General features: G+C 68.8%; 14 protein-coding genes and 1 pseudogene. 5 read left to right on the top strand and 10 right to left on the bottom strand.

The features are described from left to right. Positions 1–467: pseudogene (locus D7Y11_RS36570) on the top strand (hypothetical protein); the annotation flags it as partial. 147 nt (positions 468–614) lie between these two features. Here D7Y11_RS36570 and D7Y11_RS36565 read toward each other — a convergent pair. From D7Y11_RS36565 to D7Y11_RS36540, 6 genes are all read right to left on the bottom strand, one after another. Next, positions 615–863, bottom strand: a complete 249-nt coding sequence (locus D7Y11_RS36565; RefSeq protein ID WP_120580182.1) for a carboxypeptidase regulatory-like domain-containing protein — start codon at positions 861–863, stop codon at positions 615–617. A gap of 143 nt (positions 864–1,006) precedes the next feature. Next, positions 1,007–2,200, bottom strand: coding sequence for a pyridoxal phosphate-dependent aminotransferase (locus D7Y11_RS36560; protein ID WP_126935982.1), 1,194 nt, complete (start codon positions 2,198–2,200; stop codon positions 1,007–1,009). 69 nt (positions 2,201–2,269) lie between these two features. Next, positions 2,270–2,752: a pantetheine-phosphate adenylyltransferase gene (gene coaD / locus D7Y11_RS36555; RefSeq protein ID WP_014396068.1), complete on the bottom strand. Its 483-nt coding sequence runs from the start codon at positions 2,750–2,752 to the stop codon at positions 2,270–2,272. Between the two features lie 47 nt (positions 2,753–2,799). Continuing rightward, on the bottom strand, positions 2,800–3,357 hold the full coding sequence (gene rsmD / locus D7Y11_RS36550; RefSeq protein WP_126935981.1) for a 16S rRNA (guanine(966)-N(2))-methyltransferase RsmD: 558 nt from the start codon (positions 3,355–3,357) through the stop codon (positions 2,800–2,802). A gap of 10 nt (positions 3,358–3,367) precedes the next feature. Then, a complete protein-coding gene (locus tag D7Y11_RS36545; RefSeq protein WP_120580178.1) occupies positions 3,368–4,411 on the bottom strand; it encodes a hypothetical protein in 1,044 nt (347 codons plus the stop codon). Between the two features lie 47 nt (positions 4,412–4,458). Then, the gene (locus D7Y11_RS36540) at positions 4,459–5,454 is read right to left on the bottom strand and encodes a cation diffusion facilitator family transporter (protein WP_120580177.1); all 996 of its coding nucleotides are present in this window, start codon (positions 5,452–5,454) and stop codon (positions 4,459–4,461) included. Positions 5,455–5,567: 113 nt separating this feature from the next. On the opposite strand from D7Y11_RS36540, the gene D7Y11_RS36535 reads away from it, so the two are divergent. The 3 genes from D7Y11_RS36535 (at position 5,568) to typA (ending at position 10,094) form a co-directional block, all read left to right on the top strand. Continuing rightward, the gene (locus D7Y11_RS36535) at positions 5,568–7,157 is read left to right on the top strand and encodes a sigma 54-interacting transcriptional regulator (RefSeq protein WP_120580176.1); all 1,590 of its coding nucleotides are present in this window, start codon (positions 5,568–5,570) and stop codon (positions 7,155–7,157) included. After that, complete coding sequence (locus tag D7Y11_RS36530) at positions 7,154–8,077, top strand: alpha/beta fold hydrolase (protein ID WP_121754126.1); 924 nt, start codon at positions 7,154–7,156, stop codon at positions 8,075–8,077. The genes D7Y11_RS36535 and D7Y11_RS36530 overlap by 4 nt, the downstream gene beginning before the upstream one ends. A gap of 166 nt (positions 8,078–8,243) precedes the next feature. Next, positions 8,244–10,094, top strand: a complete 1,851-nt coding sequence (gene typA / locus D7Y11_RS36525; protein ID WP_126935980.1) for a translational GTPase TypA — start codon at positions 8,244–8,246, stop codon at positions 10,092–10,094. An 80-nt stretch (positions 10,095–10,174) separates the two neighbouring features. Here the strand turns inward: typA and D7Y11_RS36520 are convergent, their stop codons facing one another. Then, positions 10,175–10,981 carry a hypothetical protein gene (locus D7Y11_RS36520; protein ID WP_126935979.1) on the bottom strand — a complete coding sequence of 269 codons (807 nt, stop codon included), beginning with the start codon at positions 10,979–10,981 and terminating at the stop codon, positions 10,175–10,177. Between the two features lie 159 nt (positions 10,982–11,140). Here D7Y11_RS36520 and D7Y11_RS36515 point away from each other — a divergent pair, with 159 nt between their 5' ends. Continuing rightward, on the top strand, positions 11,141–11,956 hold the full coding sequence (locus tag D7Y11_RS36515) for a DUF6597 domain-containing transcriptional factor (RefSeq protein WP_126935978.1): 816 nt from the start codon (positions 11,141–11,143) through the stop codon (positions 11,954–11,956). Here the strand turns inward: D7Y11_RS36515 and cglE are convergent. From cglE to D7Y11_RS36500, 3 genes are all read right to left on the bottom strand, one after another. Continuing rightward, a complete protein-coding gene (cglE, locus tag D7Y11_RS36510; RefSeq protein ID WP_120580183.1) occupies positions 11,953–12,552 on the bottom strand; it encodes an adventurous gliding motility protein CglE in 600 nt (199 codons plus the stop codon). The genes D7Y11_RS36515 and cglE overlap by 4 nt on opposite strands. A gap of 164 nt (positions 12,553–12,716) precedes the next feature. Next, a complete protein-coding gene (locus D7Y11_RS36505) occupies positions 12,717–14,780 on the bottom strand; it encodes a TonB family protein (protein WP_126935977.1) in 2,064 nt (687 codons plus the stop codon). A 56-nt stretch (positions 14,781–14,836) separates the two neighbouring features. Beyond that, on the bottom strand, positions 14,837–15,076 hold the full coding sequence (locus tag D7Y11_RS36500; RefSeq protein ID WP_126935983.1) for a hypothetical protein: 240 nt from the start codon (positions 15,074–15,076) through the stop codon (positions 14,837–14,839). Positions 15,077–15,079: the final 3 nt, after the last annotated feature.

Raw genomic sequence — 15,079 nt, 5'->3', positions numbered from 1 at the left:
CCCCCTCCTCCGCGGGCACCGTCCAGTTGGCCCCGGGTCGCGAAGCCGCGCGCCCCACCGAAGAGGACCTGTCCCCCGAGGGCATCGCCCGTTCGGTGATCCACAACGAGGCGCGATTCCTCTTCCAGAGCCTGCTGACGGGGGATGTGCGCAACGCGTCCACGGAGCTGATCTTCCCGTTCCAGCTGGAGGACAAGCGCTTCAACACGCCCGACGAGCTGGTGCAGGCATGGGTGAAGCAGCTGCGCTCGCGCCGCACGGACCTGGTCACCCTCTACGACATCGAAGTGCTGCCCATCGCGGAGATGGAGAAGAAGTACGGCAAGCCGCCCGCGCGCCTGGGCCTGGATCCGCGCGCGCTCAAGGACACCTGGGCCGCGGTGGGCAACCTCTCCGGCCACGCGGCCATCTTCCTCTTCCGCGGCAGCCCGGACCTGAGCTGGCACGCCTTCGCGTACACGGACTGAAGACGCCAAGGAGCGCCCGGCGTTACTCCCGGGCGCCCCGCTGCTTTCGTCAAGGCGCCGACTGCAGGGTGATGCTCACGGGATCCGGGGCCTGGATCACGATCAGGATTCCGGACGCGGTCTTGAAGCCATCGCGCTCGGCTTCAATCATGGCGACTCGAAGGTGAACTTGCCCTGCGCGTCGGAGATGACCGTCTTGTCGGTCTCCATGAGGGTGACTTCGAAGTCCTTGAGCGGTTCGCCCTGCTCCGTCAACACGACGCCCGTCACCCGCCCGGGCCGGGGCTCCTGGTCAGCCGGATCCTTGGAGGACCCGGCGTCGGGATCGCACGCGGACAACACAACGGCCATCAACAGCGCGCAGAGCACGCTGCTTCGAGTCTTCAGGGTCATCATGGGTGGGTTCTTCAGGGAAAGCGCGCTCCGGCCGGCGCGAGGCCTTCCGCACCTGGCCCGCGTGGGGGCTCGTCGGTGCGTCCGGTGGCTTTCCAGACGACGAAGCGGCCTGGGAATTCACTGTCCCAGACCGCCTCTTCACCTCACCCCAGCGCCGCGACAAAATCCCGCAGGCGCGTCAGGCCCTTCTGCAGCACCTCGCGCGAGGTGACGAAGCTCATGCGGATGTAGCCCGGCGCACCGAACGGATCTCCCGGCACCGCCGCCACGAGGAAGTCGTTGAGCAGCGCCTCGGAGAGCTGGAGCGAGTCCGTCAGCGGCTTGCCCTTGTACGTCTTGCCCAGCAGGCCCCGCACGTCCGCCATCGCGTAGAAGGCGCCTTCCGGCAGCCGGCAGCGGATGCCGGGGATGGCGTTGAGTCCCGCGACGAACAAGTCCCGGCGCTCGCGGTACTCGTTCACCATGGCGGTGATGGTGTCCGTGGGGCCGTTGAGCGCCGCCAGCGCCGCCTTCTGCGTGATGGAGGACGCGTTGGAGGTGGACTGGTCCTGCACCAGCTGCATGCCGGTGATGAGCGCCTTGGGGCCCGCCGCGTAGCCCAGCCGCCAACCCGTCATCGCGTGGGACTTGGACAGGCCGTTGGACAGCAGCAGCCGGGGCACCAGGTCCGGCGCCACGTTGCCCAGGTTGAGGAACGGCTCCCCCGTGTAGAGGAGCTTCTCGTACATGTCGTCGGTGACGATGATGCAGTCGTGCCCGCGCACCGCGTCCGCGATGCCCTCCAGCGTGGCGCGCGAGTACACCGCGCCCGTGGGGTTGGCCGGGCTGTTGAGCACGATGGCGCGCGTGCGCGGGGTGAGCGCCTTCTTGATGGCGGCGGGGTCCGGCGCGTAGCCGTCCTCCTCGCGCGTGGGGACGATGACCGGCGTGCCGCCCGCCAGGTGCACCATGTCCGGGTAGCTCACCCAGTACGGCGCGAAGATGATGACCTCGTCGCCTTCGTCCAGCAGCGCCTGGAAGCAGTTGTAGAGCGACTGCTTGCCGCCCGCCGTCACCACCACCTGATCCACCGCGTACTTCAGGCCGTTGTCCCTCTCCAGCTTGCGGCAGACGGCCTCGCGAAGCTCCGGCATGCCCGCGGTGGCGGTGTACTTGGTGAAGCCCGTGCGGAGCGCGTCGATGGCCGCCTGCTTCACGAACTCCGGCGTGTCGAAGTCCGGCTCACCGGCGGCGAGCACCACCACGTCCTTCCCACTCGCCGCGAGCGCCTTGGCGCGGGCGTTGAGGGCCAGGGTGGCGGAGGGCTTGATGGCTTGCAGCCGGCGGGCGAGTTTCATGCGTCCTGCCTAGCGCGGAACGTCCGAAGCGGACAAGCCTCCCGGACGTCCTGCGTCGCCCGCCTGCCGCTACGGTTTCGGGCCGAACTTCTTCTTCAGCCCCGCGTTGACGTTCGGGGGAACGAGCCCATCCACGTTCCCCCCGAAGGTCGCGACCTCCCGGACCAGCTGCGAGGAGATGTAGAAGTAGTCCTCACCCGTCATCATGAAGACGGTGTCGATGTCCGGCGCCAGCTTGCGGTTCATGTTCGCCAGTTGGAACTCGTATTCGAAGTCCGACACCGCGCGCAGCCCGCGGATGACGACGCTCACGTTGCGCTGGTGCACGTAGTCCACCAGCAGGCCGTGGAAGGCGTCCACCTCCACGCGGGGGTCGTTCACCGCTTCACGGATGAGCTCGATGCGCTCCTCCTGGCTGAAGAGGGGCGTCTTCTTCGGGTTCACCGCGATGGCGACGATGAGCCGGTCGAACATCTTCAGGCTGCGCTGGATGAGGCTCAGGTGCCCGTTGGTGAGCGGATCGAACGAACCAGGATAGATGGCGACCGGCATGGGTGCGTTGAAGTCTCGGCGGGCCCACGGGGCCGGTCAAGCGCACGTCACGGGGCCCGGTAGAAGCTCACCAGGGTGTCCCCGAAGCGGCGCTGGTCCTCCAGGGCGAGCCCCGAGTGGGCCTCCGGGGCCGCTTCCCGCTTGTCGTGCTCCACCATCACCGTGCCGCCCGGCGTCACCACGCCCGCGGCCGCCACCGCCTCCAGCACCGTCTCCACCACGCGCGCCGCGTAGGGTGGATCCGCGAAGACGAGGTCGAACCTGGCCCCCTGCTTGCCCAACGTCTCCAGCGCGCGGACCACGGGCTGCGCCAGGATGGACACCTGGGCGGCGAAGCCCAGCGCGTCGGTGTTCTTCCGGCACAGGGCCAGGGCCTCGCGGTCCTGGTCCACCAGCACCAGCCGGCCCGCGCCCCGCGACAGGGCCTCCAGCCCCAGGGCGCCGGTCCCCGCGTACAGGTCCAGCACGGCCTGGCCGTCCAGGAACTGGCCCAGCATGTTGAAGATGGTTTCCCGGACCCGGTCCGCCGTGGGGCGGATGTGTCCGGACGACGGCTTGGGCCCCGTCAGGGCCCGACCCTTCGCGCTGCCTGCAACGATGCGCATGCGCGCCCTTCTAGCCCAGGTCCCCGCCCGGCTTCGCGAGGAACGCCATAGCCACCGAAGCGGACCGGTGCGCCCCCAGCGCCACCAGGGCCTCCGTGGCCTCCGCGAAGGACAGCGCCTCCAGCGTCTCCCGGGCCGAGGGCGTCAGGGGCGGCAGCCCCTCCTCCAGCACGGAGAGCAGCTCCCCGGCCGGCATGCCCGCCGCCTGGGCCCGCGCCACCACCGCCTCGCGGACCTCTGGAGGCCAGGCGCGCAGGGCCAGCGGACCGAAGGGCCCTCCCTGGTCCACCTTGCGCACACCCACGGCCACGTAGCTGGACAGCCCCCGCGCGGGCCCCGTGGAGGCCTCCGCCACCGACACCGACACGCCCTTCCCCGCGGCCGTCTCCACCACCTGCCGCAGCAGCTCCACGTCCAGCTCGCCCTCTCCCAGCTGGGCGTCCGACACGCGCAGGAAGCGCAGCGGGACCTGCCACTGCGCCAGCCCCTCCAGCAGCGTCGCGCACGCGTCCACCAGCCCGCCGGAGGACAGCTGGGGCGGAGACACCTCCAGCGACAGCTCGCGCTCCTTGAGCGGGCCCACCAGCGCGTTCACCGCCTCCACGGCCTCGTAGGAGGTGAGGCGCGACAGGTCCAGCGACACCAGCGCGAAGCCCGCGTCCACCACGCGGAAGATGCCGTCCTGGAGCGCGTCCAGCACGTCCGCGTCCGTGGAAGTGACTCGGAGGGGACCGGCCTGGAGGAACAGGGGCCGGGTGTGCTCGGCCTCCTGGGCCGCCGCGTGCACCGCCCTCACGAAGCGCTCCGGCGCGCCCCGGTCCGCCAGGGGGTGCGGGCAGGAGAGGCCCAGCACCGAGTCCTCCGCGCGGGCCGCGCCCAACAGGCCCGGCAGCGCGCCCTTGGACAGCACCGGCAGGCACGGCAGCGCCATGGGCGTGGATTCCAGCGCCGCAAGCAACTCTCGTGGATCCAACAGGGGTACCCGGGAGCCCGGGCCCACCCGCGCCACCACGTTGCCCGGCCGCAGCGACAACACCTTGTCCAGCACGCTCATAGAGGCCCGCGAGGATTCCCTCCCCGCGCGCCTTTCGCAAGCGTGAGTCAGTGCACCTCGCCCAGGTGGGCGTAGGACTGGCTCTCAATCTGGATGGTCGTGTGGTCGATGCCGAAGCGGTCGAAGAGGTCGTGCTTCACCGCGGACAGGATGTCGTCGTTGTTGCAGACCATGGGGTCCGCCACCACCAGGTGCGCGGACAGCGCGTACATCCCGCTGGAGATGGTCCACACGTGCAGGTCGTGCACCGCCTGCACGCCCGGCACCTTTCCCATGAGGTCGCGCACCTGCTCCAGGTCCACGTGCGCGGGCACCGCCTCCAGGAGCACGTCCACCGCGTCCTTCACCAGCCGCAGCGCGCCCACGACGATGATCATCGAAATCAGCACGGAGATGATGGGGTCCACCACGTACCAGCCGGTCCACCACATCACGCCCGCGCCAATCAGCACGCCCACCGACGACAGCGTGTCCCCCAGCACGTGCAGGAACGCACCGCGCACGTTCATGGAGTGCGTCTGGTGCAGGAAGCCCAGCGCCGCCAGGTTCGCCACCAGGCCGATGCCCGCCACCAGCGCCATGGGCCCCAACTCCACCGGAGCGGGCGTGCGCATGCGCTGCCAGGCCTCCATCAGGATGAAGATGGTGATGACCAGCAGCAGCACCCCGTTGAGGAGCGCGCTCAAGATCTCCATCCGGTAGTAGCCGTAGGTCTTCTTCAGGTCCGCGGGCCGCCCGGCGAACCAGAGCGCCAGCAGGCTCAGGACCATGGCCGACACGTCCGTCAGCATGTGCCCGGCGTCGGAGAGCAGCGCCAGCGAGTTGGTGAGGAAGCCGCCCACCGCCTCCGCCACCATGATGGTCGCCGTCAGCCCCAGCGCGAACAGCAGCCGCCGCCGGTCCTTGCGCCGCTCCTCCGCCAGCCCGCCCTTGCGGGGACCGTGCGAATGGCCGTGCGAATGCCCATGATGCGAGTGGTCATGGTCGTGGTCGTGCGAATGACCGTGCCCGGCCCTGCCGTGTGTATGTGGGGGTGCGCTCACAGGGAACCAGGGTACGCCAACAGCGCCTTCATTCGGACAGGTGCCGCTGGATTGATTTCGGACAACCCCGTAGATCCGTTGTCCTGATCCGCAACAGGCCGAGGGACGCGGGGATGGACTTCGAGAAGCATCAGAATCTGCACACCATTGTCATGTTGAGGGATGTCATCCGCAAGTGGTGGCAGGTGGAGCTTTCGTTCGCGGATCGCAACGGCCTGGTGCACGACTGGCAGCGCGGGGATTTCATCCCGCCGCCCAACGACTTCTGCCGCCACTCGCTGGGGGCGCGGGAGGGGATGCGGCGGTGTGCCCAGTCGGTGCGGGTGCTGCATGAGAAGTTCAAGGCCGCCAAGAACCTGCGCCGCTCGCTCTTCCACGACTGCCACCTGCGCCTGTCCATCGTGGGCGCGCCGCTCTACATCCGCAACGAGTACGAGGGCTTCCTCTTCGTGGAGGGCTTCGCCCGGCAGCCGCTCATGCCCGGAGACGGACAGGTGCTCCTGGGCAAGATGCGCGACATCGCGCCCGGGGCCATGCTGGAGCTGGAGGGCGCGGCGGAGCGCGTGCCGGTGCTGGACGGCTCGGAGTTGAGCAAGCTGTCGGACCTCTTGGAGTTCGCGGTCACGGAGATCGCCAACCAGGAGGTGGAGCTCACGCGCAAGGAGGAGACCATCCAGTCCATGGCCTCCGAGCTGTCCAACCGCTACCGCTTCGAGAAGATCATCGGCCGCTCCGGGGCCATGAACGAAGTGTTCCGCCTGATGGAGAAGGTGGCCCACTCCGACTCCACCGTCCTCATCAACGGCGAGTCCGGCACGGGCAAGGAGCTGGTGGCGCGCGCCATCCACCACAACGGCCCGCGCAAGGACAAGCCGTTCGTCGTGCAGAACTGCTCCGCCTTCAACGACAACCTGCTGGAGAGCGCCCTCTTCGGTCACACCCGGGGCTCCTTCACCGGCGCGCTCAAGGACAAGAAGGGCCTCTTCGAGGTCGCGGACCAGGGCACCTTCTTCCTGGACGAGGTGGGCGACATGTCCCCCGCCCTCCAGGTGAAGCTCCTGCGAGTCCTCCAGGAAGGCACCTTCCTGCCGGTGGGCGGCACCCATTCCCGCGAGGTCGACGTGCGCGTCATCGCCGCCACCCACAAGGACCTGGGCGAGATGGTGAAGCGCGGCGAGTTCCGCGAGGACCTCTTCTACCGCATCAACGTCATCCGCCTGCAGCTGCCGCCCCTGCGCGAGCGCAAGGACGACCTGCCCGTCCTCATCGACCATTTCCTGCGCAAGCACCACCGCGAGGGCCAGCGCGCGCGGGGCCTGGCGCCGGAGGCCCTGGGCATCCTGGGCGCGTACGCGTGGCCAGGGAACATCCGCGAGCTGGAGAACGAAATCGAACGGCTGCTGGTGCTGGGAGGCGAGCTGGAGGTCATCCCCGCGGACCTGCTCTCCAGCCGCATCCGAGACGCCGTCGTCCCCGGCGGCGGGCCCTTCATCGCCCCGCGCGCGCACGGCAAGCTGCACGAGGCGGTGGAGTCCCTGGAGAAGGAGATGATCCACCAGGGCCTGGTGCGCACCCGCTACAACAAGAGCCGGCTGTCGCGCGAGCTGGGCATCAGCCGCTCCAACCTGCTCTTGAAAATCTCCCGCTACGGGCTGGACAAGGGCATCCCCGAGGGGCTGGACACGGAAGAGGTGGAGGCGTGAGCGCACCCCACGGACAGGCGGTCTCCTTCCGGCAGGACTCGCTGCGGGTGCCGGACGGCGCGGACCTCTACTACCAGGTGCGAGGGGACGGGGCCCCGGGCATGGTCCTGTGCGACGGCCTGGGCTGTGACGGCTTCGCCTGGAAGTACCTCCTGCCCTACCTGGGCCGGCGCCACCGCGTGCTGCGCTGGCACTACCGGGGCCACGGCAAGAGCACCGTCCCCACGGACCGCACGCGCATCGGCATGGCGTACACCTGCGACGACCTGGCGCGGGTGATGGACGCGGCGGGCATGGACAAGGCCGTCCTCTTCGGCCACTCCATGGGCGTGCAGGTGGCGCTGGAGTTCCACCGCCGCTACGCCCGGCGCGTGGAGGGGCTGGTGCTGGTGTGCGGCAGCTACGGCCTGCCGCTGGACACCTTCCATGACTCCACGATGCTCAAGCGCCTCTTCCCCACCTTGAGGGCCGCGGTGGAGCGCTTCCCCCGGCACACCGCGCGCATCGTGCACGGGGCGCTCACCACGGAATTGGTGGTGCAACTGGCCATCCGCCTGGAGATGAACCCGGACCTCATCGCCCGCAACGACCTGGCCCCCTACTTCACGCATCTGGCACGCATGGACCCCGTCGTCTTCGTGCGAACCCTGGATTCTCTGGCGAACCACACCGCCGAGGACCACCTGGACCACGTGGACGTGCCCACCCTGGTGGTCGCCGGGGAGAAGGACCGCTTCACCCCCGGCTGGCTGTCCCGGAAGATGGCTCAGCGCATCCCCTCCTCTGAGCTCCTGATGATTTCCGAGGGCACCCATACCGCCCCACTGGAAGTTCCAGGCCTGGTGGAGCTGCGGGTGGAGCGCTTCCTGAGGGAGCGGCTGGGAGTGGAGACCGCGGAAATTCCGCCAAAGGTGGGATAAGCGCCTAGCAGGCAGGGGGGCTGATTGTTTGCCTGCTGGACACCCGCCTTCATTGCAGGTGGGAAGCCCCCGGCATATAAGCCCCCGCCTTCCGGGTTCCGGTGGGATTGAGAAACCCCGTTCTGGGCGTCTCTCCTCGCACCTTCATTTCCGTTAGTTGGTCCTGATGATCTCTCGCGAAAACATTCGCAACGTCGCCATTGTCGCCCACGTCGACCACGGCAAGACCACCCTCGTCGACCACCTGCTCCGGCAGGCGGGGACCTTCCGCTCCAATGAGCACGTGGCCGAGCGGGTCATGGACTCGAACGACCTCGAGCGCGAGAAGGGCATCACCATCCTCGCGAAGAACACTGCCGTCTCCTACAAGGGGATGCAGATCAACATCATCGACACGCCGGGCCACGCCGACTTCGGTGGCGAGGTGGAGCGCGGTCTGCGCCTGGTCGATGGCGTCATCCTGCTGGTGGACGCCGCCGAAGGTCCCCTGCCCCAGACGCGCTTCGTGCTCACCAAGGCGCTGGCCATGGGCCTGAAGACCGTGCTGGTCATCAACAAGATCGACCGTCAGGACGCCCGGGCCAAGGAAGTGCTGGACCTGGTGTACTCGCTCTACATCGACCTGGGCGCGAACGAAGAGCAGCTGGAGATGCCCGTCCTCTACACCGTCGCGCGCCAGGGTCAGGCCTCCACGTCGCTGGACGTGCCGGGCAAGACGCTGGAGCCGCTGTACGACGCCATCATCAAGCACATCCCGCCCCCGCCCCCGCCCCCGGTGGAGCAGCCGACGCTGCAGCTGCTCGTCGCCAACCTGGACTACGACGACTACGTCGGCCGTCTGGCGGTGGGTCGCGTGCAGGCGGGCCGCATCACCCCGAACATGCCCGTGTCCGTCGTCCGCGAGGGCGGCAAGGTGCAGCAGGGCAAGATCGTCAAGCTGTTCGGCTTCTCCGGCCTGAAGCGCCAGGAGATCCCGGACGCGGGCCCGGGTGAGATCGTCTCCATCGCGGGCATCGAGGAAATCAGCATCGGCGACACCATCGCGGACTTCGAGAAGCCCGTGGCGCTGCCGCGCATCACCGTGGACGAGCCCACGATGATGATGATCTTCAAGGTCAACGACGGGCCGCTGGCGGGCAAGGAGGGCAAGTACGTCACCTCCCGCAACCTGCGCGAGCGCCTGTACCGCGAGGCCTACCGCAACGTGGCCGTGCGCGTGGAGGACACCGCGACGCCGGACGCGTTCCGCGTGGTGGGCCGTGGCGAACTGGCGCTGGCGGTCATCATCGAGAACATGCGCCGAGAGGGGTACGAGCTCACGGCCTCCAACCCGGAGCCCATCACCAAGACGGTGGACGGCCAGCTCCACGAGCCCATGGAGCTGCTCTTCGCCGACGTGCCGGAGAACAGCGTGGGCGTGGTGACGGAGCGCCTGGGGCCCCGCAAGGGCCGCATGACGGACATGCAGCAGCTGGGCTCGGGCCGCACCCGCCTCCAGTTCCGCATCCCCGCGCGCGGCCTCATCGGGTTCCGCTCGGAGTTCCTCACCATCACGCGCGGTGAGGGCATCATGAGCAGCCAGTTCGACGGCTTCGAGCCGTGGTTCGGCTACATCCCGAAGCGCGCCAACGGCGCCATGGTCTCCGACCGCCTGGGCGACACGGTCCCGTACGCGCTGTTCAGCATCCAGGAGCGCGGCCAGCTCTTCATCGGCGCGGGCACCACCGTGTACGAGGGGATGATCATCGGCGAGAACGCGCACCCGTCCGAGCTCAACGTCAACTGCTGCCGCGAGAAGAAGCTCACCAACATCCGCGCCGCCGGCCGCGACGAGAACGTCATCCTCGTCCCGCCGCGCGAGATGGGGCTGGAGAAGGCCCTGGAGTGGATCGCCGACGACGAGCTCGTCGAGGTGACGCCCAAGTCCATCCGCATGCGCAAGAAGGCGCTGGCCGTGGGCGAGCGCTACCGCGCCGAGCGCGAGCGCAAGCGCGAAGAGCGCGCCGACGCGGAGTAGTCCTTCCGCGGAAGCGCCTGAAACTTCCAGGGGCCGTCACCTGCGCACACGCGGGTGGCGGCCCCTTCTTCGTTCCGGCGTCAGAAGCCGAAGCGGACGAGCCGCGCGCGGTACGGCGTCGAGTTGCTCCGGTTCCCCTGGTCGTCCCAGCCCTTGAACTCCACGTCGTCCCAAAGCCGCTCCGTCTGGCCATTGACGGTGACGGCGTTGATCAACGGGAGGCTGATGGAGCCCACGTTGCGACCCGCGAGCTGGTTGCCGGGATCCAACGGCTCCTGCCGACCCTGGGAGCAGCTGTCGGTGAAGTAGCAGCCCCGGGCACAGGTGGCCTTCGAGTTGTAGGAGCCATGCTTGTTCCCGGCCACGTAGATGCGCGGCGCGCCCCGGTACGCCCCCGCGTACTCGAGCTGCGCGTAGCCGTACCAACCCGACGAATCGCAAGCCGTCTCCAGGTGCGCGGCCAGGAAGGCCTGGTCCAGGTACCAGCGGCCGTCGGCGTAGTGCACGTCCAGCACCTGGAACTCGGAGTCCCCGTCGTGGGCGAAGACGTTGAAGATGCCCAGGCTGGGGATGCCGTGGTCCTCGTAGTACGCGGCCAGGTAGAAGATGCGCAGCGTGCGCAGGGCGGAGTTCAACGGCCGCGCCGCGAAGTACGGCCGGCGCGCCACGCCCTTCTCCCCCTGGGCAATCCACAGCGTGGGCATGAAGGCCGCGGCCACCTGGAGCTCGCAGCTGTCGCTCACGCCGTCGTGGTCCGCGTCCGGCGACTGGCCCCAGCACTCCTCCGCGGACGGCAGGTTCGGGATGCCCTGCGCGAGCGCGGGGACGGACAGCAACGACAGCACCAGCACCCACACACGCGCATGGGAACGGAGAACGGGGGTCATGTGATTACCTGGAAAGAACCGCGAGGGTGACTTTCAGGGTGAGCACACGAGCGACGGAGCTGAATCCGCCCGCCGGGCCGGGGCACCTGTCCGGCGTCAGTCGAAGCGGTAGTAGAAGCGCGCCAGGACACGGACGTCCTGGAGGAGGCGGCAAGGCGGGTGGAGTCGAACGCGGGCAAGCCTCGGGGCCTGCTGTATCCCCGCCCGGATCCCCGGCACTTCGAGCACGTCCGCGTCCTGCCCGCGGAGGACCTGCGCCCGTGGGTCGAACACTTCTGGGCCGTGCGATGGGACCTGCGCGGACAGCCGCCCTACCTCCAGCAGAGCCTCAGCCACCCCTCCGTGCACTGGGCCTTCCAGGACGGCACGTCGCGCGTGGGTGGCCCGCACCCGGGCCGCTTCTCCATCACGCTGGAGGGGCTGGGCGGCGTGTTCAGCATCAAGTTCCGGCCCGGTGGCTTCTTCCCCTTCGTGGGGACGCCCGTGTCCGCCCTCACGCGACGAACCGCTTCACCCGGTGCGTTGCTGGGCCCGGAGGCGCTGGAGTTCGAGGCGGCCATCCTCGCCACCGACGTCGCGCGAGACGCGGACCGCGAGCGCATCGCCCTGGCGGAGGCCTTCCTGCGGGCTCGCATGCCCGCGCCGGATCCGAACGTGGCGCTCGTGCAGGGGCTCGTCACGCGCATCCTGGAGGACCGCGCGGTGACGAAGGTGGAGGACCTGCTCACGCCCGGAGGCCCGGGCCTGCGCACGCTGCAGCGGCTGTTCAACCGCTACGTGGGCGTGAATCCCAAGTGGGTCATCCAGCGCTACCGCCTGCATGAAGCCGCGGAGCGGCTGCGCGAAACGCCACCTCCGGAGCTGGCTCGGCTGGCGCTGGAGCTGGGCTACTTCGATCAGGCCCACTTCATCCGCGACTTCCGGCGCATCGTGGGCTGCACACCCGCCGGATACGCCCGGCAAGTGGCGCGCTAGAACGTGTACTTCACGCGCGGGAACACCGCGAACGTCATGATGTTGGGCCCGAAGATGTAGCGCCCGAGCAGATCCGCGCCCACGGAGAAGTGGTCGAAGGACGTGGCGTACTCCACGCCCACGCCCAGGCCCGCGTTGAAGGCGTTGATGGAGCGGCCCGGGTCGCCCTGGTCCGGATCCACCGGCGTCGGGTCCAACCGCGTGTAGCCCGCCGCCACCTTGGGCGTCAGGTAGAAGCGGTTGGCCAGCCGCACGTGGTACGCGGCCGTCAGGTCGCCGAAGGCCACGGTGAAGTTGTCGGACAGGGCGCAGACGTTGGAGTCCGGCAGGTAGCCCGCGAAGCAGTTCTGCGCGGAGGAGCCCAGCGCGAAGTGGGCGCCCAACGACAGCCGCTCCGTCAAGTCATAGCCAATGCCCAACTGCACGTACGACTGCGCGTTGGAGTAGCTGTTCTCGCCGCCCACCGTGAAGAACACCCCGACGTCGGTCTCGGTGAAGAACCCCCGGCGCGGCTCGAACGGCACGCCCTCCGGCGGCGTGGCCCCCAGGGCCGGCGTCGCCAGCGCGAGCGCGGCCAACAGCAGCGACTTCCTCACGACTCCTCCCGTCACGTTGTCCTCCTGCTCCCTCGCACGCCTGGCAGCAGTGGCACGGACAGTAGTGACGCCCGGCACGAAACGGCAGCGGGGAAAAACGAAAATGGCGTGGACCGTTTCGTCCACGCCATTTCGGTCTTCCAGTCTACGAAGTGCGCCCCGGACTACTCAGCGGCGTCCGCACCCGAGGGCGAGAACAGCCAGGGGTACGTCACGTTCACCACGCCGCCGCCCTTGGGCTCTGGGAACTTCCAGCGGCGGATGCGGGAGATCATGCACTGCTCCGCGGGAGAGCTGCCCAGCGTGGACTCGGACACGCTGGCGTCCGCCACCGCGCCCGCCGGGTCGATGGTGAAGGCCACCGCGACCTTGCCGGCCAGCGACGGGTTCTTGTTCAGCTCCGACTCGTAGCAGTACTTGATCTCATTCTGGTGCCGCCGGATGACCTTGGCGATGACGTCCTTGTCCAGGCCGCCAATCACCGTCGTCTTGCCAGGGATGACCTTGGTGACGGACTTGCCACGGCCGCCCAGGTCGATGCCGCCGGATCCGCCCGTGCCCCGGCCATTGCCCTGGGTGCCCAGGCCGCCGATGCCCAGCGCCGTGCCGCCACCGCCGTTGCCCGTGCCGCGCGAACCCATGCCGCCCACGCCGTGCGCGTCACCCATGGCCGCGCCGCCCTTGAGGCCGCCCAGCGAGTTGTTGATGCCCGTGCCGATGCCGCCCGGACCGAACACGTCGGAAGCGCCACCCTTCATGCCCTTGAGCGCGCCGAGGAGACCCACCTTGCCCACCACCTGGCGGTCCTTCTCCTTCTTGGACTTGTCCACCACCTGGGTGCCCGGCTTGGAGGGCGCGGCCTCTTCCTGCTTCGCCTCCTCCTTGCCGAACTTGCCCTCTTCGTCCTTGGCCTTGGCCCCCTCCTCCACGCCGGAGAGCTGGAGCTTCTTCGCCTCCACCTTCTTCTCCGGGGTGATGAGGAACTTGGCCACGCGCTGCTGGGACTCGAAGACGTCGTCCGCGGACTTCGTCTCCGTGTGCGGCGTCAGCAGCATGGCGGTGACGAACGCCGCCGCCGCGAGGATGCAGATGGCGGCGATCTTGAAGAAGCCGAAGTCGCGGTCCGAAAGCGACGTCGCCAGGATGGCCGGCGACGGCTTCACGTAGCGCATCACGAACGCCACCGTGCCCAGCGACACCTCCGCACGGTCATGCAGGCCCAGGGTGAAGAGCTGCTCCTGCTCCGACGCGGCGTTGTTGAGCTGGCCCGCGGCGCGCAGCGCGTCCTTCGTGCGGACATCGCCGTTGTTGGTGACGAAGACGCCAGAGCCCGCCGGAGCGCGCAGCTCCAGCTTGTCGCCCTTGCTCACCGCGAGCACGTGGCGCTTGCCCACCTGCGGAGAGAAGACGGTGAAGGTGTTCTTCGCGCCCTCGCCAATGGTGACCGGCGCGCCGTCCTTGAAGTGCTGGACCTCCAGCATCTGGTCGCCCCAGAGCATGGACACCTGGAGCACCTTCGCGTCCGGCGTGGGCTGCGCGTCCCGGGGCAGCGGCTCCTGCAGGTGCGGTGGAGGCTGCGGCTTGCGGGCCGCGGCCACCTGGGGAGGCGTAGGCTTGCGCGCAGCCACCGGAGGCGGCGGAGGGCCGAACACCGGGGTGGACGTCACGTTCTGGGACACCTGCGTGCCCAGCGCGCCCGCCGGAGCGGAGCGCGGCGTGCTCACCGTGCCCACCACGTTCGTGGGCGCCGCGTTCATCGCGGGCCGCTGAGGCGGAGCCTGCCGCATGTTGGGAGGCACCGGAGCGGAGTGGGCCACCGGAGGCGCCACCGGAGCCGCCGGGGGCATCGCCGGGCGCTGCTGGAACACGCCGGGCTGCGCCACCGCCGCCGCCGGAGCCGCCGGCCGGGGCACCTCACCGAAGAGCACCTCCACCCTTGATGTGCCCACCGTGAGCACGTCCCCGGGCTTGAGCGCCGTGGGGATGATGAGCTTCTGCCCGGACACCTGGGTGCCGCCTTCACTGCCCAGGTCGATGGCCGTCACGGAGCCATCGTTGTCCACCTTCAGCATCACGTGGAGGTTGGACACGCGCGGATCCTGAATCTTCACCGCCGCCTGGGCGCCCGACCCCACGATGACACTCTCCGCCTCCGAAACCGTCTCCTGGATGGAGCCGTCCGGGGTGGTGATCCGAAGCGTCAAACCGTTTTTTCTCGCCGCCGCCATGAAGTTCTTCCTTCTTCCCTTCCCGTCCCGAAAACGTTCAACGCCACCTGTGTCGTCTAGAGATTGTCCGCCGACTTCTGAAGCTCCGGGTCGAAGTTCTCCCGGACCTTGATGAGGCTTTGGAAATCCGTCTTCTTGCGGTTGAGGACGTAGGAGCCCTCCGGCTTGGTGAGCTCGCCCTCCACCGCCACATCCGTGAAATCAATCACCGTCTTCTTGCGGTACACGGTGCGATCCTCCTCCTGGATGATCTTCACCGAGTCCTTGCTGTCCTGCGCCAGGGCGGGAGCCGCCACCCC

It is taken from the genome of Corallococcus sp. AB018 (genome assembly GCF_003986945.1).
In the GTDB taxonomy this organism is placed as follows: Bacteria; Myxococcota; Myxococcia; order Myxococcales; family Myxococcaceae; genus Corallococcus; species Corallococcus exiguus.
Note: the sequence above shows the minus strand (reverse complement) of the source record. Positions and strands in the feature narration are given on the sequence as shown.